Genomic DNA, 22,722 nt, shown 5'->3' with positions numbered 1-22,722 from the left:
CCTCCGTGCGGTGCAGTCCTAGACAGCTCCACCACACCGGAGGTCTTCGCCATGATCAAGCCCGACGACTGTCAACAACGCTCGTGATCAATACAGCTAGGGCCTGCCGTTTGGATCATGCCGGCGTCGCGGGGTCTGGCACGCACCAGACCCCGCTCGGCTCGGTTGAAAGGCGCCGCACCTCACAGCCGGCCCGATCCAAACGAGGAGGCCTATTCCGCCGGGCGGCCCCGGCGACCGCATCGTCCGGCACCGGTCCCTCCCCTCGTGGGGACCGGTGCCGAACGGCGGGCGGAGTCGATCCACGCGCGGTCGGCCCCGGGGGGCCGGCGGGTCGGTGTGGATCGAGCAGGACGGGGTGGGCGGCGCGACATGCCCGGAACTCCCGCGGACGCGAATTCCGCCAAAGGTGTCCGAGAACTTGCGGCGCCATGAGTGGTGTCTTCGAGCTCCGGGCCGGTGGCCTGCCTCGGCGACGCGCGAGGCCCGCGCACTTGCGTCGTGATCCTGCCAGCCGAGGGTGCCAAGGAGGAGGTTCCGGTCTCCGGACGACCCCTTAGCCGCAGGTCAGCCGTATAAAGTGAGTTTTCCGGTCCGGATGTCCAAGTGCGGCTGAGCAAAGGAGTGGAGGCTTTGAGTTCCGACTCGTCGGCGCGCACGGCGTTCGCGGAACGGCTCGCGTTGCTCTACAAGGAGGCCGGCAACCCGCCCCTGAAGAGCGTGTCCGAGGCGGTCGTCCGGCTCCAGCGGGTCGACGAGCGGGGGCGGCCCGTACGGGTCTCCGCGCAGCGGATCAGCGACTGGCGCCGGGCCCGGAACGTGCCCGCGCAGTTCGCCGCCCTGTCGGCCGTCCTGCACGTCCTGATCCCCCAGGCGCGCCGCGAGCGCCCCACCCCCGTCTCCGCCGGACTGTACGACCTGGGCCAGTGGCGAAGCCTGTGGGAGCGGGCCACGGCCGGGGAAGAGGAAGAGCAGACTCCGGTCGAGGAGTCCGCGGTGTCCGGCGGGGTGTGTCCGTACCGGGGACTGGCCTCCTACCGGCAGGAGCACGCCCGCTGGTTCTTCGGCCGGGAGCGCAGCACCGAGGCGCTGATCGCCCAGTTGCGCGCGGTGGAGAAGACCGGCGGCCTGGTCATGCTCGTCGGCGCCTCCGGGGCCGGCAAGTCCTCCCTGCTGAACGCCGGCCTGACGCCCGCACTGCGGCGCGGTGTGCTGGGCGAGGAGGGCGCCGGGCCGGGCACGGTCGTCCAGCTCGTGCCCGGCAGCGATCCACTGGCCGAACTGACCCGCCGTATACCGGAACTCGCCGACGTCGTCTCCTCCCCGGCGGGGCCGGACCGCGCCGAAGCGCCGGGGGACGGGCCGGATCCGGAGGGCGCGGACGAGCCCGGCGCCGACTTCGTGCGCGCCGCGCGCGAGGCCGTCGCCGCGTGGGCGCGCCGGGAGGCCACGTCGGCGGCGCCCGCCGTCGTCATCGTGGACCAGTTCGAGGAGACCTTCACCCTCTGCGCCGACGAGGCCGACAGCCGCACCTTCGTACGGCTCCTGCAGGCCGCCTGCACCCCCGCCGGCCCCGGCGAACCGCCCCCCGCCCTCGTCGTCCTCGGCATCCGCGCCGACTTCTACGAGCAGTGCCTGGCGCACCCGGAGCTCGCCGACGCCCTCCAGCACCGGCACATGGTGCTCGGACCGCTGACCACCCCGGAGCTGCGGGAGGCGGTGACCGGTCCCGCCAAGGCGGTGGGGCTGGAGCTGGAGCCGGGGCTGGCCGAGCTGATCGTGCGCGAGGTCAGCGCGGACGGGCAGCGCGGCACGCACGACGCGGGCGCGCTGCCGCTGCTGTCGCACGCGCTGCTCGCCACCTGGCAGCGGCGCAAGGCGGGCCGGCTGACGGTGGCCGGATACCGCGCGGCGGGCGGCATCCAGGGCGCGGTCGCCGCCACCGCCGAGCGCGCCTGGTCCGGCCTGGACCCGGCGGCCCGCTCGGCCGCCCGGCTGCTGCTGCTCCGGCTGGTCCGGCTCGGCGAGGACACCCAGGCCACCCGGCGGCGCGGCACACGGCGGCAGCTGGCGGCGGAGTCGAGGGACCCCGGCAAGACGGAGGAGTCGCTGGAGGCGCTGGTGCGCGCCCGGCTGGTGACGCTCGACGCGGAATCCGTGGAGATCACGCACGAGGCGCTGCTGCACGCCTGGCCCCGGCTGCGGGACTGGATCGACGAGGACCGGCAGGGCAACCTGCTGCGCCAGCGGCTGGAGGAGGACGGCCGGGCCTGGGAGGGCTCGAACCGCGACTCGTCGCTGCTGTACCGGGGCTCCCGGCTGGAGCAGGCCCACGGCTGGGCGCGGTCGGCCGGCGACACGTTCCTCACCCGCAGCGCGGTGGAGTTCCTGGCCGCTTCGGTACGGCTGCGCCGGCGCACGGTGTGGATCATGCGCAGCGGCGTCGCGGCGCTGGTCGCGCTGGCGGTGCTGGCCGTCGGGGCGGCGGTGGTGGCGTGGAAGCAGCGCGACGACGCGGTGTTCGCGCAGGTGCTCGCCGAGGCCGACCGCTTCCAGTACACCGATCCCTCGCTGTCCGCCCAGCTCGACCTGGTGGCGCACCGGCTGCGCCCGGACGACGAGGACACCACCAGCCGGCTGATCTCCATCGTGAACGCGCCGCTCGCCACGCCCCTGCGCGGGCACACCGGCGCCGTCTACCTCACCACGTTCAGTCCGAACGGCCGGCTCCTGGCCACCGCCAGCTACGACCGGACCGTACGGCTGTGGGACGTCGCCGACCGGGACCGGCCCAGGCCCCTGGGCAAGCCGCTGACCGGGCACGAGAGCTGGGTGAGCAGCGCGGTCTTCAGCCCCGACGGGCGCACCCTCGCCTCCGCCGCCGACGACGGCACGGTCCGCCTGTGGGACGTGACGACGCCGAGCCGCCCGCGGCCGACGGGGGCGCCCCTGACCGGGCACGAGGGCACGATCTACCTGGTCGCCTTCAGCCCCGACGGCCGTACGCTCGCCTCCGTCAGCGAGGACCGCACCGTACGCCTGTGGGACGTGGCCGATCCCGGGCGGCCCAAGGCGCTGGCCACGCTGACCGGCGCGAAGGCCGCCGTACGGTCGGTGGCGTTCAGCCCGGACGGGAAGACGCTGGCGGCCGGGGGCGACGACAACGCCATCCGGCTGTGGGACATGGCCGAGCCGGACCGGCCGACGGCCCTTGCCACGCTCACCGGCCACACCAACCTGGTGCACTCCGTGGCCTTCAGCCCCGACAGCCGCACGCTCGCCAGCGGCAGCGCGGACGACACGATCCGCCTGTGGGACGTGAGCGACCCGCGCCACGGCCACCAGCTCGGCGCACCGCTCACCGGCCACACCGGCCCGATCTGGTCGGTGGCCTTCAATGCCGCCGGCACCATGCTCGCCGCCGCCAGCGCGGACAGCACCGCGAGCCTGTGGAACGTCAGCGAGCCGGCGTATCCCTCCCAGGTCGGCGAGCCCCTCGCGGGCGCCAGCGGGGAGATGTACGCGCTGGGCTTCAGCCCCGACGGCCGGACGCTCGCCACCGGAAGCGGGGACAGCAAGGTCCGGCTGTGGTCGATCCCGACGGCGGACATGCCCGGCCGCAGCGGAGCGTTCAGGTCGGACGGGAAGGTCCTCGCGACGGCGGCGCGCGACGGCAGGATCCGGCTGTGGAACGTGTCGGCTCCGGGGCGGCCCGTGTCCCTGGGCACCCCGTTCATGCCCGCGGACGGCTACCAGCGGGTGATGAGGTTCTCCCCCGACGGCCGCACCCTCGCCGTACGGACCCAGTACAACGCGCTGTACCTGTGGGACGTCTCCGACCCGGACCACCCGGTCCCGGCCGGGCCGCGCCTCACTCTGCGCACCCGCTTCGCGGGCCCGGGCTCACTGGCCTACAGCCCCGACGGGCGCATCCTGGCCACCCCCTACGACGACCGCACCATCCAGCTGTGGGACGTCAGCGACCCCTCCCGGGTCGTTCCGCTCAGCGGGCCGATCAAGGGCCACACCGGCTACGTCAACTCCCTTGCCTTCAGCCCGGACGGCCGTACGCTCGCCAGCGGCAGCGCGGACGACACGATCCGGCTGTGGAACGTGACGTCGCCCGACCGGCCGACGGCGCTGGTCACGCTCACCGGCCACACCGGCCCCGTCAACGCGCTCGCGTTCGGCCCGGACGGCCATACGCTGGCCAGCGGCAGCGACGACGACACCGTACGGCTCTGGGACGTCACCGACCCGCGCGAGGCGAGCGCGCAGGGCTCCCCCCTCACCGGCCACACCGAGGCGGTCGTGTCCCTGACGTTCAGCAAGGGCGGGCGCTATCTGGCCAGCGGCGGCAACGACAACTCGGTCCGGCTGTGGAACGTCTCCGACCCCGCCGACGCCTCCGCGATCGGCCAGGCGATGAGCCCCAACTCCAAGACGGGCAACTTCCTGTCGTTCAGCCCCGCCAGCCACATGCTCGGCGTCTCCAGCGGCACGGACACCGTGCGGCTGTGGAACCTGAACGTGGGCCAGGCGATCGACCGGGTCTGCTCGACCACCCGGGGCGTGCTCACCCGGGAGCGGTGGGACGAGTACCTGCCGCGGCTGTCGTACGAACCGCCGTGCTCGGGGTGAGTCCGTGCGCTCAGTGACGGGGCATGGACGGAGGTGGCATGCCGAGGGGGCATCGGACAGCGGTTTCCGTGATCCCGATCACAACGCGTCCTCACAGCCGATGAGGCGGCTCCCGTGAGGCAGGCAGCCTTGTTACTGTTGGCCCCAGCCCGATCGCTGGTGCATCCCCCGTCGCCAGCGATCGGGTTTTCTCGTGTCCGCCCCTGTGCGCGACAGGCGCACCTCCCACAAAGGTGGTGAACGCCCTCGTGTCCCGGCGCGTCATCGTCGTCACCGCGGTCCACGGCCCCTCGGCGCACTTCCTGCCGGCCGCCCACACGTCACTGCGCGCACAGGAGTTGCCGCCGGGCTGGGAGTGGCACTGGGTGATCCAGGAGGACGGCCGCACGGACGAGGTGCGCCCCTACGTCCCCGACGACACCCGGGTGACCTTCCGTCAGGGCCGCCCCGGGGGCCCGGGAGTGGCCCGCACCTTCGCGCTGGCGCACGCCGAGGGCGAGTACGTGAAGATCCTCGACGCCGACGACCAGCTCACCCCGGGGGCGCTGGCCCGCGACCTCGCCGCCCTGGAGGCCGACCGCACCCTCGGCTGGACGACCTCCCGGGTCCTGGACCTGCTGCCGGACGGCACGACGGCCGGTTTCCCCGGCGATCCCGACGAGGGGCCGGTCGAGCCGGGCGCCGTGCTCGACTTCTGGCAGGCGAACGACTTCCGCGCCCCGGTCCATCCGGCGACCCTGTGCGTCCGCCGGGACCTCCTCCTCGCGCTCGGCGGCTGGATGGCACTCCCCGCCTCGGAGGACACCGGCCTGCTGCTCGCCCTCAACTCGGTGAGCCGAGGCTGGTTCTCGGCCGAGGCCGGCCTCCTGTACCGCAAGTGGGACGGCCAGGCGACCGGCCAGCCGGCACACGTCGACCCGGCGGAACGACAGGCCCGCATGGCCGTGGTCGCGGCCAGAGCCCGGGCCCTGGGCACCCTCGGCTGGCGCTCCCCGCCACCCTCGACCCCATGAGCCGAGACCGACCTCCCCAACCGCACGCAGGAGAGCCGGCCGGCACACCCCGCCCCCGGCGGAGCGACAGCCCGCATGGCCGCTGTCGCGGCCAGAGCCCGACCCCTCGGCACCCTCGGCTGGCGCTGCCCGCCACCCTCGACCCCATGAGCCAAGGCCGACCTCCTCAACCGCACGCAGGAGAGCCGGCCGGCACACCTCGCCCCGACCGGTTGAGGGCGTAGGCCTAGCGGTCGAAGGGGAGGTCGAGCATTCGGATCGCGTTGCCGCGCAGCAGCTTGTAGGCGATCTCGTCGGAGAGACCGCCGACATGCTCCTCGGCCACCCGCTTCGTCTCCGGCCAGGTCGAGTCGACGTGCGGATAGTCCGTCTCGAAGGTCGCGTTGTCGACGCCGACCGTCTCGATGGCCTCGATGCCGTGCTTGTCGCGGAAGAAGCAGCAGAAGATCTGCCGGTAGTAGTACGTCGACGGCGGCTCCGGGATCAGGTCCTTCACGCCGCCCCAGGCCCGGTGCTCCTCCCAGACGTCGTCGGCGCGCTCCAGGGCGTACGGGATCCAGCCCATCTGGCCCTCGCTGTACGCCAGTTTGAGGCGGGGGTACTTCACCAGGACCCCGGAGAAGAGGAAGTCCATCATCGACGCCATGGCGTTGTTGAAGGACAGGGACGCCTGGACCGCGGGTGGGGCGTCGGGAGAGGCGGCCGGCATCTGGGAGGACGACCCGATGTGCATGTTGACGACCGTGCCGGTCTCCTCGCAGGCCGCGAAGAACGGGTCCCAGTAGCCGGAGTGGATGGACGGCAGCCCCAGATAGGTCGGGATCTCGCTGAACGTCACCGCACGCACCCCGCGCGCCGCGTTCCGGTGGATCTCCGCGACCGCGAGGTCGATGTCCCACAGCGGGATCAGGCACAGCGGGATCAGCCGGCCGGCGCTGTCGCCGCACCACTCCTCGACCATCCAGTCGTTGTAGGCCCGCACACAGGCCAGCCCGACCTCCTTGTCCTTGGCCTCGGCGAAGGTCTGCCCGCAGAAGCGCGGGAAGGTCGGGAAGCAGAGCGAGGCTTCGACATGGTTGATGTCCATGTCCGCCAGCCGGGCCTTCGGATCCCAGCAGCCGCGCCGCATCTGTTCACGCGTGATGCCGTCGAGCGTCATCTCGTCCCGGGAGAAGCCGACGGCCGCGATGATGCGCTTGTACGGGAAGAGCTGGCCCTCGTACTCCCACCAGTCGGTGATCTGGCCCTCGGGGTCCGTGGTGAAGCGGTACTTCCCCCCGACGTACTCCAGCTCACCGATCCCGGCGGTGAGGGGTTTGGGGCCCCGGTCCCGGTACTTGACCGGGAGCCAGGTCTCGAAGAGGTGCGCGGGCTCGATCACGTGATCGTCCACGCTGATGACCTTGGGCAGGTCCTTCGTGCCGCTCTCGGTACTGGCCACGCCATGCCTCCCAAATCTGACGGTCCATCAGATTTCAGCGTAGGGGGCGCCCCGGGGAGCGGCAAGAGACAGCGCGCGTCAGCCGTTCCAGCTCTCGTCATACGGATCCACCGGCTCCGCCACCGGCCTCGCCTCCGTGACCTCGATGAACGGGATCGGGCCACCGTTGACCGGGTCCTCGGTGCGGCGCGGGGTGTAGGTGCCGGTGACCTGGAGCCAGGTGTCCGGCTGGAGGACCGGTGGGACCTGGCCGGTCAGGGCGACCTTGACCGGCTGGGCGTCGGCGGCGCAGCAGTTGAGGGTCATGCGGACGAGGTAGGGGGTGCCGTCGCGGTCGAGGGCGAGGAAGCCGGTGAGCCGGACATGGCGGCCGCGCAGGGTGCGGCCGTGGTCGTAGACGGCACGGCCCGCGTAGTCGACCACGCTCAGCGGCAGGGGGTCGGCGGCCGGGAGGCCTGGGTAGGCGAGGGGCTCCTGGAGGGCCGTGCCGGTGCGGGTCGCGCTGTAGGAGCCGAGGGCGGGCGGGGCGACCAGGATCAGGGCGAGGAGGGGGAGGACGAGGAGCCAGGCGACCCGGGGTTCGGGGTGGGCGTGCTCATCGGTCCGCTTCCGACGCCGGGCGCGCCCCCGCTCGTACCAGACCGTCGCCACCGCCGCCGCGATCAGTACCGCCCCGGCCGCCAGCACCAGCGGGCGCAGGCCCTGCTTGACGTACCGCAGGTAGAGGTCGGTGCCGCCCGCGTGCAGCAGGGAGGCGCCGAGCAGGAACAGGACGGCCGACTGGGCCTGGCGGTTCACAGGATCACCCATCCGGTCAGCACCGATGCGAGCACGGCCAGCGCGAAGGTGGCCGGGGCGAAGCGCAGGGCGAAGGCGCGGCCGAAGGTGCCCGCCTGCATCGCGAAGAGCTTGAGGTCGATCATCGGGCCCACGACGAGGAAGGTCAGCCGTGCCGTGAGCGAGAACTGCGACAGCGACGCCGCCACGAACGCGTCCGCCTCCGAGCAGATCGACAGCACCACGGCGAGGATCGCGAGGGCGAGGACCGACAGCACCGGATTGTCGGCCGCCGCGCGCAGCCAGCTCTCCGGGGCCACCGCCTTGAGCGTCGCCGCCGCCATCGCGCCGACGACCAGGAAGCCGCCGGCGTGCATCACGTCGTGCCGGACGGAGCCCCAGAAGGCCTCGCCCCTGCTCTGGCCGTCGTGGGACGGACGGGCCGGCGGCTTCAGCCAGTCGGTGCGGCCCAGGCGCAGCCACAGCCAGCCCATCGCGCAGGCCACCAGCAGGCTCGCGACCAGGCGGGCCAGGACCATCTCCGGGTCGCCGGGGAAGGCCACGGCCGTCGCCGTCAGCACGATCGGGTTGATCGCGGGCGCGGAGAGCAGGAACGCCAGCGCGGCGGCCGGGGTGACACCCCGCCGGACCAGCGCCCCGGCCACCGGCACGGACGCGCACTCGCACCCGGGCAGCACCGCGCCCGCCGCCCCGGCGACCGGGACGGCGAGGGCGGGACGGCTGGGCAGGGCGCGGGCGAAGAAGGACGGCGGCACGAACACCGCGATCGCCGCCGAGAGCAGCACGCCCAGCACCAGGAAGGGCAGCGCCTGCACCATCACGGCGACGAACACCGTCGTCCAGCTCTGCATCACCGGCGCGGCCAGGGCGCGGCGGATCGGGCTCTGGAGCAGCACCAGCGCGAGCATGAGGACGGTCAGGAGCAGGGGCGAGTTGACGTGCCGGCCCTCCGGTCCGGCCTCCTCCCCCGGCGTCCGGCGCTGCGGTGCCGCTTTGGTGATCGCCACGGGCGAGGTACCTCCGGTGGTGCGGAAGGGCGCTGGTTTCCCTCCCCTCCAGTACGGCGGCGGGGGCACCGGCGTTCAACCGCGCGCCGGCCCCATCTGGAACCACCCGTCCCGATGAGGCACTCTTTCCCCTCGTGGCGAGCGTTCCGAATCAGAACTTAGGGAGTGACACGACCGCGCACATGGTCGTGTGCGGCGACGACGGGCTCGCGCACCGGCTGGCCGCCGAGTTGCGCGGGGTCTACGGCGAACAGGTCACGCTCGTCGTGCCACCGTCCCAGCGCACGGTGCTCCCGCCGGTCGTGGGCCGGGCCCGGGCCGCGTCGGCGGCGCTGCTGGACCGGGTGGTGAACGCGGCCGTCGGCCGGGCGGGCGCCACGGGCGGCGCCACCGAACCGGCGGGCAGCGTACGGGTGGTGGAGGCCGCCGAGGCCAGTGAGACCAAGCTCGCCGAGGCGGGCGTGGAGCGCGCCGACGCCCTCGCCCTCGTCTATGACGACGACGAGACCAACATCCGCGCCGCGCTCACCGCGCGCCGCCTCAACCCCCGGCTGCGGCTCGTGCTGCGCCTGTACAACCGCCGGTTGGGCCAGCACATCGAGGAACTCCTCGACCAGGCGGCCGCGTTGGCGACGGGCGTGGACGACGCCGGCCTCGACACCTCCACGACCGTCCTGTCCGACGCCGACACGGCGGCCCCCGCGCTGGCCGCCGCCGCGGTCGCCGGTACCACCAAGGTCGTACAGACGGACGGCCTGTTGCTGCGCGCGGTGGAGCGGGCGCCGCTGCGGCCGGGGCAGACGCCGCCCGCCGGGCTGGTCACGCTGGCCCTGCTGTCCGCGAACGGCAACGACCCGGGTGCGGACGGCGGTTCGGAGAGCGGGGATCAGGGTCCGCTGCTGCTGCCGGACGCGGCGGCCGTGCGGGCGGCGGGCGGCCGGGGCACGGTCGTCCTGGAGCAGGTGTCGTACGCGGGTACGTCGATGCCGTCGGGCGGGCGCGGCATCGTGCCGTCGTTCGGCTCGCTGTTCTCCCGGCGGCTGAGGTGGTCGCTGGCGGGACTGGTGGGATGTGTGGCGGCGCTGGCCGTGGCGCTGACGGTGGTGACCGGTGAACACCCGCTCTACGCGACGTACATGACCCTCCTCGACCTCTTCGCCATCAACGATCCCGCGCTCCACCAGCCCCTGGCCCGCCAGATCCTCCAGCTGCTCGCGGGGCTGACCGGTCTGCTGCTCCTGCCGGTGCTGCTGGCCGCGGTGCTGGAGGCGCTGGGCACCTTCCGCTCGGCGTCCGGGCTGCGCAAACCGCCGCGCGGGATGGGGGGTCATGTGGTGCTGCTCGGGCTGGGCAAGATCGGCACCCGGGTGCTGACCCGGCTGCGCGAACTGCACATCCCCGTGGTCTGCGTCGAGGCCGACCCCGAGGCGCGCGGCCTCGCGACGGCGCGGCGGCTGCGGGTGCCGGTGGTGCTCGGGGACGTCACCCAGGAAGGCGTCCTGGAGGCCGCGAAGATCCACCGCTCGCACGCCCTCCTCGCGGTGACCAGCGCGGACACGACGAACCTCGAAGCCGCCCTGTACGCCCGCTCCGTACGCCCCGACCTGCGCGTGGTCCTGCGTCTGTACGACGACGACTTCGCCACCGCCGTCTACCGCACCCTGCGCGCCGCGCACCCGCAGGCCTCCACCCGCAGCCGGAGCGTGACGCATCTGGCCGCGCCCGCGTTCGCCGGGGCGATGATGGGCCGGCAGATCCTGGGCGCGATCCCCGTCGAGCGGCGGGTGCTGCTGTTCGCCGCGGTGGACGTGGGCGGTCATCCACAGCTTGAGGACAAGACGGTCGGCGCGGCCTTCCGGGCCGGTTCCTGGCGGGTGCTGGCCCTGGACCGGACCCCGCGGGAGGGACGCCGGGAGGAACCGGCGGCGGAGGAGTCCTACGAGGACACCCGCTCCGGCGACGGAACGTCCGGGTGGGTGTGGGAGCTCCCCGACGGCTACGTCCTGCAGAAGGAGGACCGCGTCGTCCTGGCCGCCACGCGCCGGGGACTGGCCGAACTGCTGGGGCGGCGGTCGCGGGAGCGGGCCGGGGCGTAGTCTTCCCACCGTGAACTGCGAGGAGTTCGTCGGGCTGGTGACCGTCTTTCTCGACGGCGCCCTGCACGAGTCGGCCGAGGTGCGCTGCCTCGTGCATCTGGCGGAGTGCGACAGCTGCGAGACCTGTCTCGACCAGTTCCGGCAGACCACCGCGATCCTGGGCGAGCTGCCCGCCCCGCGGCTGTCCACCGAGACGCGGGACCGACTGCGGGGCGCGTTCCGTGCCTTGCCTCGCGACTGACCGCCCCGTCGGCGCAAAGCCCCCGGCCGTGACGGTCCTTACCGGGACATGAACAAACGCACCGCCCTCCGCTCGCACCCACCGGGCTGGCCTAGGCTGACCCCCGATCGACAGTCCACGAGGAGAGAGAGGCGCATGGCGGGCACACGTGCACTGCCCCCGGACGAGGTCCTGGTCCAGCGGCTGCGGGACGGCGACGAGGAGACGTTCGCCCTCGTGCTGGACACCTGGTCGGGTGGCATGCTCCGGCTGGCCATGTCCTTCGTGTCGACCAAGGACTCCGCGCAGGAGGCGGTCCAGGACACCTGGCTCGCGGTCATCCGGGGGATCGGCGACTTCGAGGGCCGTTCGTCCCTGAAGACGTGGGTGTACCGGATCCTGGTCAACACGGCCAAGGCGCGCGGCACCAAGGAGAGCAGGACCGTCCCCTTCGCCAGCCTGCTGCCCGAGGAGGAGGGGCCGACGGTGGAGGCCGAACGGTTCCGCGGCCCCGGCGAGCGGTACGCCGGGCACTGGGCCGTCGGGCAGGAACCGCGTCCCTGGCACATTCCCGAGGACCACGTGCTGCGCGGCGAGGTCCGCGAGGTGATCGCGGAGGCCCTCGACGAGCTGCCGCCCCGCCTGCGCACGGTGATCACCCTGCGCGACGTCGCCGGGTACGGCTCGGAGGAAGTGTGCTCCCTGCTGGAGATCTCGCCCGGGAACCAACGTGTCCTCCTCCATCGGGCCAGGGCGTTGTTGCGCCGTAAACTGGAGGACTACTTGTCCGGTGCCCATGACGTCGCGGGCGAAAGGGGACGGGCGTGAACTGCAACGAGTTCGTGGAGCTGGTGACCGAGTTCCTCGACGGCGCGCTGCCCGAGGACGACGAGCGGCGCTTCATCGAGCACCTGGCGGAGTGTTCCGGGTGCGAGACCTATCTCGACCAGTTCCGCCGGACGATCGCCACCGCGGGCGAACTGACCCCGGACGGCATCTCGGCGGACGCCAGGGATCAGCTGCTCGGCGCGTTCCGGGACTGGAAGCGGCAGTAGGCCGCGGGGACTTGTAACGCTCGTGCGGTGCGCCCGCTCTGAACGTGCATGACTTTGCTCAGAAGACTCCTGTTCGGCGCGGTCGCCGGACTACCCGGGGGCGCGATCGTCGCGGCCGTCACGAAACCGCCCCTGCTCCCCTGGGCCGCGCACACGCTGGTGCTGGGTGCCGTGCTCGGTCTCCTCTTCGGCGGGCACCGGCAGAGCAACGGCTCGGCGTTCTGCGTCGGTCTGCTCGTCGGCCTGCTGGACTGGGTGACCTGGACACTCACCCTCGTTCCCCTGCTGCACGGGGACCAGCCCTCCTGGACGATCGCGGTGGCCGTCTCCCGCTTCCCCGAACTCGTCGGCGCCGCCCTGTCCGGTGCGCCTGCCGGACTCGTCCTGCATGCCCTGAACACCTGGCTCCCGCCCAAGCCGGCGCCGCGACGGACCAAACCCCATGTCGTGATCGTCGGCGGCGGTTTCGGCGGAGTGGGGGCCACCCGTGAACTGGACCGGCTGGTCGGCCGCGGGCTCGACGCCCATGTGACGCTGATCAGCGACTCGAACTCCCTGCTGTTCACCCCGCTGCTGGTCGGCGTCGCCTCCAGCACCGTGGAGGCCAGGCATGTGAGCGCCCCGGTGCGGGCCGGGCTCGACCATGCCTCCTTCCTGCACGGGCGGGTGGTGTCGATCGACACGCGCACGCGCGACGCGTACGTCTGCGCCGGCAAGGACGGGACACTGCGCGTGCCGTACGACCAACTGGTCCTGGCGGTCGGCGGGGTGCCGCACTTCTTCGACCTGCCGGGCGTCGGTGAGCACGCCTTCCCGGTGAAGTCCGTGGCCGACGCCACCAGGCTGCGCGACCAGGTGCTGGGCGCGCTGGAGCGGGCCGACCTGGAACCGGACCCGGCCGAGCAGGCCAGGCTGCTGACGTTCGTGGTGGCGGGCGGTGGATTCGCCGGGACGGAACTGGTGGCCGAACTGTTCGACCTGGTGCACGACGTGCTCCACTTCTATCCGCGGTTGCACGGGCTACGGCCCCGGCTCGTGCTCGTGCACTCGGGCGAGCGACTGCTGCCGGAGCTGTCGCCGAAGCTCGGTCTGTACGCGCAGCGCAAACTCGGCGGCCGCGGCATCGAGTTCCGGCTCGGCGCGCGGGTGAGCAAGGCCACCGCCGAGGACGTCACGCTCGACTCCGGCGAGACCATCCCCACCCGCACCCTGGCCTGGACGGCGGGCAACCGGCCGAACCCGCTGGTGCGGCAGGTCACGCAGGATCCGCTCGTCGTGGATCCCACCCTGCGGGTCCCCGGTATACCCGGGCTGTGGGCGCTCGGCGACTGCGCCCGGATCCCCGACCAGGCGGGCGGGGTGCACCCGCCGACGGCCCAGCACGCCATCCGCGAGGGCCGGGCGGCGGCCCGGAACATCGCCGCGGTCATCGGCGGACGTCGTCCCGTGCCGTTCCGCTTCGGCGGACTCGGCGTGCTGGTCTCGCTCGGGCACCGCACGGCCGCCGGCGAGATCGGCGGGCGTCAGGTCTCCGGCTTCCTCGCCTGGATCCTGTGGCGCTCGGTCTACCTGAGCAAGCTGCCCGGTGCGGAGAAACGGCTGCGCGTCCTCGCCGACTGGACTCTCGACCTGGTCTTCCCCAGGGACATCGCTCTCCCCACGGCGGGTGATCGTCGTGCGTGACGCCGGATTCGGAGCCCTCGCCGGGTTCGCGGGAGGACTGGTCTTCGCACAGGTGATGGCGGTGATCGGGTTCCTGCCCACCGTCGCGGCGATCGTGCGGACCGACTCGCCCGCCGTGGGCTTCGCCGTCCACCTGCTGATCGCGGCCGTCATCGGGGGCCTCTTCGGCGCCCTCGTGGCAGGCCGGCGCGATCTGCTGTTCTGGGGGCTCGCGTACGGCGTGCTCTGGTGGTTCCTCGGGCCGCTGACGCTGCTGCCGCTCCTGCTGGGCGTGCCGGTGGCCTGGGACGTGGCGACGGCGCAGACGCTGCTCCCCAGCCTGCTCGGCCACCTGGCCTACGGCGCGGTCACGGCAGCCGCGCTCGCCCTGCTGTCACGCCGGGCCCGCCGGCCGAGGCCCGGACCGCTGGTGCGCGCCTCGGCGGCCGGGCTGTTCACCGGCGCGGTGCTCGGCCTGGGCTGGAGCGGGCCGGCCGACGGTGCGGAGCCGGGCGTCGGCTGGACCGGACTGCTCGTCGGGGCGCTGGTGGGCGCCTCCTACGCGCTCCTCTTCGGGGATCCCGGGGAGGGCGGCGGCCCCGCCCTGATCCGGGGCGCAGCCTTCGGCTTCGTGTGGTGGGTGCTGGCCGCGGTGACTCTGTCGCCGCTGCTGACCGGCCACGGGCTGGAGTGGACACCGGCCGAGGTGCGCACCCAGGTGGGCTCGCTGCCCGCCTACGTGCTGCTCGGTGCCGGTACGGCCCTGCTCAGCGGCTGGCTCGGCGGCCTGTCGCGGGCCGTGTTCTCCGACGACGTACGGCACGCGCTGGAGGGACGCCTCACCGGTGGGCGGGTGATCTCGATCTGGCACGGTGTCATCGCCGGGCTGGCCGGCGGCGCACTCTTCACGGGCGTCATGGTGGCCGTGGGATTCCTGCCGGTCGTCGCCGACCTGGTCGGCTCGAAGTCCGCGGCCGTGGGCCTCGTCATCCATCTGCTGATCTCCCAGGCCGTCGGCGTCAGTTACGCGGTCCTCTTCCGCCGGCGCAGCTTCGACCCGGCCTCCGGAATCGGCTGGGGAGTGTCCTACGGCTTCCTGTGGTGGGTCCTCGGCAATCTGACGCTGCTTCCCGTGCTGCTCGGCACGGCACCCCGGTGGAACGCGGCGGCGCTGGCCCTCTCCTTCCCATCCCTGGTCGGGCACCTCGCCTACGGCGCCGTACTCGGCCTGGTGTACCAGCGGCTGGAGGAACGGGTCGGCCCCTGGCACCTGACCCGCAGTGAGGCGAGCCGGGCGCGGGCGGCGGCGCGGCACGAACAGACGCTGAGCGGGGCGCCCGCGCTGTGGAGCCTGATCACCTGCGTGGCCCTGCTCATCCCGGTCCTGGTGTCATGAGAAAGCCGTGGAGCGGGTGGCATCACCACCCGCTCCACGGCTTTCCGCGCGCCCTGGTCGGTCAGGCGCTCTGCTTCAGCTCGGCCGCGCCGAACGACACGCTGAACCGCTCGCACCAGATCGTCACCGTGGAGAACTTGTCCAGGTCGGTGCCGGCCGGGATCGCGTAGTTCTGGTTGCCCTCGTTGCCCTTGAGGTCTCCCAGGTCGACGTGCTTGCCGTCGTCGAGGTTGCCGCCGCCGTCCTGCCGGACCGGCTGGTCACTGAGCCAGACGTGCAGGGCCGGGCCGTCGGAGGTGCGCAGGTTCGTCAGACGCAGCGTCGCCCTGCCGTCCGCCAGCCGGTGGACCTCCACCGAGCCGCTGGTCTCGTGCTCGTGGGAGACGAAGCCACCGGTCGCCCGCGGCTCGGCCGCGGCGCCCTGCCGCCCGGTGGCCACCGGCGCCGCCTCGTCCACTCGGTTCGTGGTGAACAGCCGCCAGGGCTGGAAGAGGTAGAGCCCGACGGCCGCCGCGACGACGACCACCGCAGTGGTGATCCACAGGACGGGACGGCGCTTGTTTCGGCACATGAGGGTTTTCCGTTTCTGTACGGGTCGGGAGTTCTGTGAGTCGGCCTCGGGCCGGGGCGTCAGCAGTTCTCGGCGGGGCTCGTCCGCTCGGGTTCGGCGGAGTGCGTCCGCCCGGCCTCGGCGGAGTGCGCGGCCCTCGCGCGGCGCAGTTCGTCGGTCTCGTCGCGGACGGCGTCGAGCCGGACCTCGAGCATGCCGACCCGCTCGCGGTAGCGCTCCAGCTCGGCCCGGACGAACACGGCGTCCGCAACCTGACGGGACGTCTCCTCGCGGATGGTCTCGGTCTCCTCGGCGAACTTCTGCTGCGCGGCGTCCAGCGCGGCGACGGCCATGTCGGCGGCCTCCTCGGCGAGCGTGGCACGCTCCTCGGCGGCCAGGATGCGCTGAGCGGCGGCACGGGTGACCGTCTCGATCCGTGCCTCGGCCGCCGCGGAGTCGGTGATGATCGCCAACTCCTCTATGTAGGAGGGCAGATCGGTGGCGAGCTGCTTGATGAGCGCGACGAGGGCGTCGCGTGACTGGGCGGCACGGTCACCGTCGACCATGGGCGCTGCCGCCATCTCGGCCATCTCCAGCAGCTCGGCCGTCTCCGCCATTGCGGTGTGCGCCGCTGCCGCCGCGGGCTCGGAGGCGACGGGGGCGGCGGTCCGCCCGTGCTCATGCCCCACTGCTTCGGCGCCGGGGTTCTGCCCGGCCGGCTCCGAGGCGAACGGCCAGTGCTGCTCGGCGCCCGCCTGAGTCTCCTTCGCGTCCTCCTTGGCCGCCTTCTTGGCCTCGGCCGCCACGCGCCTCTCCTCCTTGCGCTGCTGCCGCTTGGCGCGGAACTTCCTGAACGCGCCGAGCGCGTTGTGCTCGGGGTGCCCGCAATAGCGGGGCGCGTGCCCCTGGGCGCCCGGGGAGGCGGGCTCCGGCGGATTGGTACAGCCCGGGTAGGCGCAGGTGGGCACGTGCTCCGCGGTCTGCTCGACGGTCATCTCGGCGGTCACCTCAGTGGTCTTGTGGGTGGTCTTGTCGGTGTTCTGCACGGTGGTCTGCTCGATGTTCTGCGCGGTGGTCACTTTTGAGCCCTTCGTCACGGATTCAGCGATATTCCGGGTTCTCGAAGTCGAACCGGCACCCCGCGTCCCACTCCGACCGCTGGTTCCCGTGCGCCGGGATGCCGCCGGCGTCCTTGAGCAGCCGTGCCAGATGCAGCAGGTTCCACGTCATGAACGTGGTGTTCCTGTTGGTGAAGTCGTTGGCGGGGCCGCCCGAGCCGGGATCGAGATAGGAGGGACCCGGCCCGGCCTCTCCGATCCAGCCCGCGTCCGCCTGCGGCGGGATGGTGTACCCGAGGTGCTGCAGGCTGTAGAGGACGTTCATCGCGCAGTGCTTGGCGCCGTCCTCGTTGCCGGTGATCAGGCAGCCGCCCACGCGTCCGTAGTAGGCGTACTGTCCGGCGTCGTTGAGCAGGCCCGAGCAGGCGTAGAGCCGCTCGATGACCAGCTTGGCGACCGAGCTGTTGTCGCCCAGCCAGATGGGCCCCGCGAGGACGAGGATGTCGGCCGCCATCACCTGCTGGTAGATCGCCGGCCACGCGTCGCGATCCCAGCCGTGCTCGGTCATGTCGGGCCACACCCCGGTGGCGATGTCATGGTCGATCGGCCGCAGGTGCTCGACCTGGACGCCCTGCTTCTCCATGATCCGCGAGCTGAGGTCGATCAGGCCCTGGGTGTGGCTGCGCTCCGGGCTCTTCTTCAGCGTGCAGTTGACGAACAGTGCACGCAGGTCGTCATGGCTCATGCCCTTCAGTGCCGGATGCGCGCCGAACGTTACAAGCCGATCTGGAGGTGAAAGACGGTCGGCCCGCGCGGGACTCGGGGTCCCGGCGCGGGCCGACGTCGAAAGGCTCAGCCCTTCGCGTGCTGAGGGAGGAGGTCAGGACTCGCGCCGCTCCTTCAAGTACCGCTCCGCGAAGTCCAGCTCCAGCCGCACCTGCTTGATCCGCTCGTCCACCACCAGCGAGCCGTGCCCCGCGTCGTACCGGTACACCTCGTGCACCGCGCCCCGCGCCTGCAGCCGCTTCACGTAGTTGTCGATCTGGCGGATCGGGCAGCGGGGGTCGTTCACTCCCGCCGAGATGTAGACCGGGGCCGTCACGGCGTCGACGTACGTCAGCGGTGACGACGCCTCGTAGCGCTCGGGCACCTCCTCCGGGGTGCCGCCCAGCAGCGTGCGGTCCATCGCCTTGAGGGCCTCCATCTCGTCGTGGTACGCGGTGACGTAGTCGGCGACCGGGACCGCCGCGATGCCGATCGTCCACGCGTCCGGCTGGGTGCCGAGGCCGAGGAGGGTGAGGTAGCCGCCCCAGGAGCCGCCGGTCAGGATCAGCCGGGCCGGGTCGGCCAGGCCTGAGGTCACCGCCCACGCGCGGACCGCGGCGATGTCCTCCAGCTCGATCAGCCCGACCCGGTGCTTGAGCGCGTCGGTCCAGGCGCGGCCGTAGCCCGTCGAGCCGCGGTAGTTCACCCGGACCACCGCGTAGCCGTGGTCCACCCAGGCCGCCGGGCCGGCCGCGAACGCGTCGCTGTCGTGCCAGGTGGGACCGCCGTGGATGTCGAACACGGTCGGGAGCGGCCCCTCGACGCCGGCGGGCCGCTGCACCAGCGCGTGGATACGGCCGCCCGGACCCTCCACCCACACGTCCTCCACCGCGACCGAACCGGGGGATTTCATGCCGGGCGGGTCCAGCACGACCTGCCCCGTGGTCGAGCGCACCGCCGACGGCTCCGCCGCCGACGACCACAGGTACTCCACGCTGCCGTCGGGCCGGGCCGTCGCCCCCGACACCGAGCCGGCCGGGGTCTCGATCCGCACCGGCTCACGGCGGGCCAGGTCGTAGCGGTACAGCTCGCTGCGCGCCTCGAAGCTGTGCACGATCAGCAGACCGGCCCCGTCGGGATACCACTCCGCGCTCACGTCGCCCGGCAGCTCCAGCGCGAGGTCGGTCTCCTCCCCCGTCGCCACGTCCCACACCAGCGGCTCCCAGCGGCCGCGGCGCTGATGCCCGATGAGCAGCCGGGTGTCGCCGTCGACCGGGGCGAAGCCCAGGACCTCCAGGCCGAGCTCCTCGGTGCCGCCCTTGGTGTCGTCGAGCTCGGCGACCGCCGTGCCGTCGGGACGCAGGACGCGCAGGGCGGAGTGCATCGCGTCGCCGTGCTCGGTGTGCTCGACGGCGATCAGCGTGCCGTCGTGCGAGAGGTCGCCGACGCCCGCGGACTCGCGGTGGCGGTAGATCTCCACCGGGGCCTCGCCGGTGCGGGCCAGATGGATCGTCGTGCCGTCCTCGTCCGTCGAGCGGCCGACGACCGCCGTGCGCCCGTCCCGGCCGAGGGCCAGCCCCGCCGGGTACGACGGGTCCAGGCCCGGCGCGGCGAGCTCGTCCTCGCCGCCGTCGAAGCGCTGGCGGCGCCAGACGCCGAACTCGTCGCCGTCCTTGTCGTCGAACCACCAGATCCAGGCGCCGTCCGGGGAGAGCACGCCGTCCGTCGTGCCGTTCGGCCGGTCCGTCACCTGGCGCTGCTCGCCCGTCGCACGGTCCCAGGCGTACAGCTCGTACGTCCCCGTGGCGTTCGACACGAACAAGGAGCGGTCCGGTGCGTCCTCCGCCCAGTCGGGCAGCGACACCCGGGGTGCCCGGAAGCGCTTCTCCCAGTCCGGCATGTCCTTGTCCTGCATCTGGTGATCCCGCGAATCGGACCCGTGGCTCTCAGTCATGGCCCCATAGTGCCTGGCCCGACGGACAATCCGCTGCCGAGGTCCCCAGCCTGTGGATAACTTCCCGACGCCGCCGCCCCGCATGCCCCGGTCGCCTCCCCCGCCCGGGGCCGACCCCGCGCCCCGGCTCCGTGCGGGAGCCCCGTACCTTTGACGGTGTGTACCGGTTTCTGCTGACGCCCCGTTGGTGGGGGATCAACCTCTTCGTGCTGCTCGCCATCCCCTTCTGCGTGTTCATGGGGTCGTGGCAGCTGAGCCGGTTCGAGGCGCGGGTCCAGGACCATCGCAGCGCCGGTGAGCAGGCCGCGGAGAACAAGCGGGAGGCGGCTCGTCCGCTCGCCGAGCTGCTGCCGGTGGACAAGGCGACGTCGGGCCGGCAGGTCACCGCGAGCGGGCGGTACGCCGAGCAGCTGCTCGTGCCGCACCGGGAACTCGACGGCAAGCCCGGCTACTACGTCCTGACGCTGCTGCGCACCGACGGCGGCAAGGCCCTGCCGGTCGTGCGGGGCTGGCTGCCGGGCGACGCGAAGCCGGCCGCCGCCCCCGCGGCGCCCACCGGCGAGGTCACGGTCACCGGCGCGCTCCAGGCGTCCGAGGTGCCCGGCGAGAACGGCGTGCCCGCGCAGGGCGGCCTGCCGTCCGGCCAGACGGGCGCGATCAGCGCGGCGTCGCTGGTGAACCTGGTGCCCTACGACCTCTACGACGCCTGGATCACCCTCGACAAGGCCGACTCCGGCATGACGGCGGTCCCGGCGACCGCGCCCGGCGACACCGGCCTCGACCTGAAGGCGTTCCAGAACCTCGGCTACACCGGTGAGTGGTTCGTCTTCGCGGGCTTCGTGGTCTTCATGTGGTTCCGTCTGCTGCGCCGCGAGGTGGAGTTCGCCCGGGACGCCGAACTGGGCCTGGCGCCGGACGAGGAGCCTGCCACCAGCCCGTCCGGCGTGTGAGGCACCGGCGCGGCCGTCACGGCTACGCCCCGGCGAGCAGGCCCGTCCAGTAGATGGCCCCCGCGCACGCGTTGGACACCGTCACGGTGGCCGTCGGCGCGCCCGCCTCGGTCGTGTTGGTGATCGTGACGCTGCCGTCGAGGGTGGTGTCCTCGGACATGAGCTGGGTGGAGGTGCCCGTGTCGCCGCCCGTGGAGGTGCCGTCGGTCGCGCCGGTGGTGTCGGTCGGGGTCGGGTCGGGGGAGGGTTCGCCGCCGCCGGTGCCGCCCCCGGTGGTGGGGTCGCTCGTCGTGGGGCAGGTCTCCGTGGGGATCCAGGCGAACTTCACCGCGTACGACTCGCCCGGCTTCAGGACGAGGGAGGTGAGCTCCTGGGACGGGTCGGGCAGTCCGACCGCCGGGTCGCCGGCGATGTGCCGGGCCGGGGCGATCTTCGTGGCGTCCGCCGCGCCGCCGGTCGCGAAACTCAGCGTGCCGGGGCTGCTCACGGTGCAGTCGACCGTGGAGACGTTGCTGAAGCGGAAGGTGCCGTACACCGCGTTGGCCGAGTCGGGGGCGTCCGCGCTCCCGCCGGACGTGCCGAGCTGTTCGGCGGTGCACGCCGCTGTGCCGGCCGCGGTGGTCGCGGAGGGGTCGTCGGGGCTCCCGGGGCTGTCGCCGGGGCCGGTACCGGTGCCCTTGTCCTCCTCCTTGCCGCCGCCCTTGTCCTGGTCCTCGGTCTTGCCGGAGGTGCCGCCCGAGGTGCTCTGACCGCCCTCGGTCTCCTTGCCCTGACCGGAGCCGCCCTGCGCCTGCTCGCCGTGGCCGGCGACGGAGGGGTTCACGTCGGAGCCGGTGGAGTTGGACACGTGTACCAGGGCCGGGACGGCGGTGCCGACGAAGAGGGCCGCGGCGGCCATGCCGACGAGCGCCTGCCGCTTGCGGGCCCGGCGTGCGGGCACCGCCCGCCGCAGATGGTCCAGGGTGCCGTCGCGCGGCTCCATCTCGTGGACCGCGTCGTGCAGCATGCGGCGCAGTGCCAGCTCGTCCGAGTCGAGCCCCTCGGGGCCCTGGTCGTCGGGGCCGTGGTTCACAGTTCCGTTCCCAGCGTGCGATTGCTTCGGCTGTTGCTTGTCCGGCCACTTCGCCGGCTCGGGCCGCCCGTCATGGTCCTCGCTCATGCCGGCGCCTCCATCGCGACCCGCAGCGCCGCGATGCCGCGCGAGCCGTAGGCCTTCACCGAGCCGAGGGAGATGCCGAGCGTCTCGGCGACCTGCGCCTCGGTCATGTCCGCGAAGTACCGCAGGACCAGCACCTCGCGCTGGCGGCGCTGGAGCCCCTTCATCGCCTTGATGAGGGAGTCGCGCTCCAGCTGGTCGTAGGCCCCCTCCTCCGCGCTCGCCATGTCGGGCATCGGCTTGGACAGCAGCTTCAGGCCGAGTATGCGGCGGCGCAGGGCGGAGCGGGAGAGGTTCACGACGGTCTGGCGCAGGTACGCCAGCGTCTTCTCCGGGTCGCGCACCCGCTTGCGCGCGGAGTGGACGCGGATGAACGCCTCCTGGACGACGTCCTCGCAGGAGGCGGTGTCGTCGAGGAGGAGGGCCGCGAGGCCCAGGAGCGAGCGGTAGTGCGCCCGGTAGGTCTCCGTGAGGTGGTCGACGGTCGTGCCGGCCGCCGCGGTGTTCTCGGCGTGCTCGGCTCCGTCGCGCTGACTGGGTATGCGGGTGGGCCGCGCTGCGGGCATGGGCGCGATCACCGGCATGCCGCCGGGCACACCCATGCGGGTCCGGACGGGCCGGCGGGGCGGCCGTAGGGCCGTGCCGCGGGTCGCCGCGCTGAAGTCGAGTACCTCTGCCACGCCTGTTGGACACGCGTCCCCCCAAGAGGGTTGTACGTGCCGGACGTCACTTTTGCGCCAGTCCTCGCAGCTGTCCCTCTTGCACTAGGCAGCACAGCCGACCGTGCGTCAAACGCCCACATGCCTACCCGCTCTTCCCTTATGTCCCATATGGGCGGACGTCCCCACGTCCTGCCCATTCGGCGTCCCCACGCCAGAAAAAAACGCGTCTCCACCCCCATAAGGGCGACCGCAAAGACGCTCCCCGCCCTGCAAGCGGTTGCAGGGCGGGGAGAAAAAT

General features: G+C 72.7%; 18 protein-coding genes. 9 read left to right on the top strand and 9 right to left on the bottom strand.

The window, feature by feature from the left end:
- Positions 1-624 precede the first annotated feature (624 nt).
- Both ACIRD7_RS40065 and ACIRD7_RS40060 read left to right on the top strand, forming a co-directional pair.
- Positions 625-4,641 carry an NACHT and WD repeat domain-containing protein gene (locus ACIRD7_RS40065; protein ID WP_403460991.1) on the top strand — a complete coding sequence of 1,339 codons (4,017 nt, stop codon included), beginning with the start codon at positions 625-627 and terminating at the stop codon, positions 4,639-4,641.
- Positions 4,642-4,889: 248 nt separating this feature from the next.
- Positions 4,890-5,654: a glycosyltransferase family 2 protein gene (locus ACIRD7_RS40060; RefSeq protein ID WP_403460990.1), complete on the top strand. Its 765-nt coding sequence runs from the start codon at positions 4,890-4,892 to the stop codon at positions 5,652-5,654.
- A gap of 226 nt (positions 5,655-5,880) precedes the next feature.
- Here the strand turns inward: ACIRD7_RS40060 and ACIRD7_RS40055 are convergent, their stop codons facing one another.
- The 3 genes from ACIRD7_RS40055 to ACIRD7_RS40045 all read right to left on the bottom strand — a co-directional run bounded on the left by ACIRD7_RS40055 (position 5,881) and on the right by ACIRD7_RS40045 (position 8,900).
- Positions 5,881-7,095: an amidohydrolase family protein gene (locus ACIRD7_RS40055; RefSeq protein WP_403460989.1), complete on the bottom strand. Its 1,215-nt coding sequence runs from the start codon at positions 7,093-7,095 to the stop codon at positions 5,881-5,883.
- A gap of 78 nt (positions 7,096-7,173) precedes the next feature.
- On the bottom strand, positions 7,174-7,893 hold the full coding sequence (locus ACIRD7_RS40050; protein ID WP_403460994.1) for a TIGR03943 family putative permease subunit: 720 nt from the start codon (positions 7,891-7,893) through the stop codon (positions 7,174-7,176).
- The gene (locus ACIRD7_RS40045) at positions 7,890-8,900 is read right to left on the bottom strand and encodes a permease (RefSeq protein ID WP_403460988.1); all 1,011 of its coding nucleotides are present in this window, start codon (positions 8,898-8,900) and stop codon (positions 7,890-7,892) included. Before ACIRD7_RS40045 ends, ACIRD7_RS40050 begins: the two co-directional genes overlap by 4 nt.
- A gap of 182 nt (positions 8,901-9,082) precedes the next feature.
- Here ACIRD7_RS40045 and ACIRD7_RS40040 point away from each other — a divergent pair, with 182 nt between their 5' ends.
- The 6 genes from ACIRD7_RS40040 (at position 9,083) to ACIRD7_RS40015 (ending at position 15,329) form a co-directional block, all read left to right on the top strand.
- Positions 9,083-10,996: an NAD-binding protein gene (locus ACIRD7_RS40040; protein WP_403460987.1), complete on the top strand. Its 1,914-nt coding sequence runs from the start codon at positions 9,083-9,085 to the stop codon at positions 10,994-10,996.
- Between the two features lie 10 nt (positions 10,997-11,006).
- Positions 11,007-11,237 carry an anti-sigma factor family protein gene (locus ACIRD7_RS40035; protein WP_403460986.1) on the top strand — a complete coding sequence of 77 codons (231 nt, stop codon included), beginning with the start codon at positions 11,007-11,009 and terminating at the stop codon, positions 11,235-11,237.
- A 135-nt stretch (positions 11,238-11,372) separates the two neighbouring features.
- The gene (locus ACIRD7_RS40030) at positions 11,373-12,044 is read left to right on the top strand and encodes an RNA polymerase sigma factor (RefSeq protein ID WP_403460985.1); all 672 of its coding nucleotides are present in this window, start codon (positions 11,373-11,375) and stop codon (positions 12,042-12,044) included.
- Positions 12,041-12,271 (top strand): anti-sigma factor family protein, encoded by a 231-nt coding sequence (locus ACIRD7_RS40025; RefSeq protein WP_403460984.1) that lies wholly within the window; start codon positions 12,041-12,043, stop codon positions 12,269-12,271. Before ACIRD7_RS40030 ends, ACIRD7_RS40025 begins: the two co-directional genes overlap by 4 nt.
- Positions 12,272-12,319: 48 nt before the next feature.
- On the top strand, positions 12,320-13,954 hold the full coding sequence (locus ACIRD7_RS40020) for an NAD(P)/FAD-dependent oxidoreductase (RefSeq protein ID WP_403460982.1): 1,635 nt from the start codon (positions 12,320-12,322) through the stop codon (positions 13,952-13,954).
- Positions 13,947-15,329, top strand: coding sequence for a hypothetical protein (locus ACIRD7_RS40015; protein WP_403460981.1), 1,383 nt, complete (start codon positions 13,947-13,949; stop codon positions 15,327-15,329). The genes ACIRD7_RS40020 and ACIRD7_RS40015 overlap by 8 nt, the downstream gene beginning before the upstream one ends.
- Before the next feature lie 61 nt (positions 15,330-15,390).
- On the opposite strand, the gene ACIRD7_RS40010 is transcribed toward ACIRD7_RS40015, so the two are convergent.
- The 4 genes from ACIRD7_RS40010 to ACIRD7_RS39995 all read right to left on the bottom strand — a co-directional run bounded on the left by ACIRD7_RS40010 (position 15,391) and on the right by ACIRD7_RS39995 (position 19,656).
- Positions 15,391-15,900: a DM13 domain-containing protein gene (locus ACIRD7_RS40010; protein ID WP_403460980.1), complete on the bottom strand. Its 510-nt coding sequence runs from the start codon at positions 15,898-15,900 to the stop codon at positions 15,391-15,393.
- 59 nt (positions 15,901-15,959) lie between these two features.
- A complete protein-coding gene (locus ACIRD7_RS40005; RefSeq protein WP_403460979.1) occupies positions 15,960-16,958 on the bottom strand; it encodes a hypothetical protein in 999 nt (332 codons plus the stop codon).
- 22 nt (positions 16,959-16,980) lie between these two features.
- On the bottom strand, positions 16,981-17,682 hold the full coding sequence (locus tag ACIRD7_RS40000; RefSeq protein ID WP_403460978.1) for a flavodoxin family protein: 702 nt from the start codon (positions 17,680-17,682) through the stop codon (positions 16,981-16,983).
- A 135-nt stretch (positions 17,683-17,817) separates the two neighbouring features.
- Positions 17,818-19,656: a prolyl oligopeptidase family serine peptidase gene (locus ACIRD7_RS39995; protein WP_403460977.1), complete on the bottom strand. Its 1,839-nt coding sequence runs from the start codon at positions 19,654-19,656 to the stop codon at positions 17,818-17,820.
- A 158-nt stretch (positions 19,657-19,814) separates the two neighbouring features.
- On the opposite strand from ACIRD7_RS39995, the gene ACIRD7_RS39990 reads away from it, so the two are divergent.
- On the top strand, positions 19,815-20,606 hold the full coding sequence (locus ACIRD7_RS39990) for an SURF1 family protein (RefSeq protein ID WP_403460976.1): 792 nt from the start codon (positions 19,815-19,817) through the stop codon (positions 20,604-20,606).
- Positions 20,607-20,628: 22 nt separating this feature from the next.
- Here ACIRD7_RS39990 and ACIRD7_RS39985 read toward each other — a convergent pair whose 3' ends face one another.
- Positions 20,629-21,765, bottom strand: a complete 1,137-nt coding sequence (locus tag ACIRD7_RS39985; protein WP_403460975.1) for a hypothetical protein — start codon at positions 21,763-21,765, stop codon at positions 20,629-20,631.
- Positions 21,762-22,442 carry a SigE family RNA polymerase sigma factor gene (locus ACIRD7_RS39980; RefSeq protein WP_403460974.1) on the bottom strand — a complete coding sequence of 227 codons (681 nt, stop codon included), beginning with the start codon at positions 22,440-22,442 and terminating at the stop codon, positions 21,762-21,764. The genes ACIRD7_RS39985 and ACIRD7_RS39980 overlap by 4 nt, the downstream gene beginning before the upstream one ends.
- Positions 22,443-22,722 lie beyond the last annotated feature (280 nt).

It is taken from the genome of Streptomyces sp. NPDC093568 (assembly GCF_044764945.1).
Lineage (GTDB): Bacteria > Actinomycetota > Actinomycetes > Streptomycetales > Streptomycetaceae > Streptomyces.
This window is presented reverse-complemented; position numbering and strand designations above follow the sequence as displayed.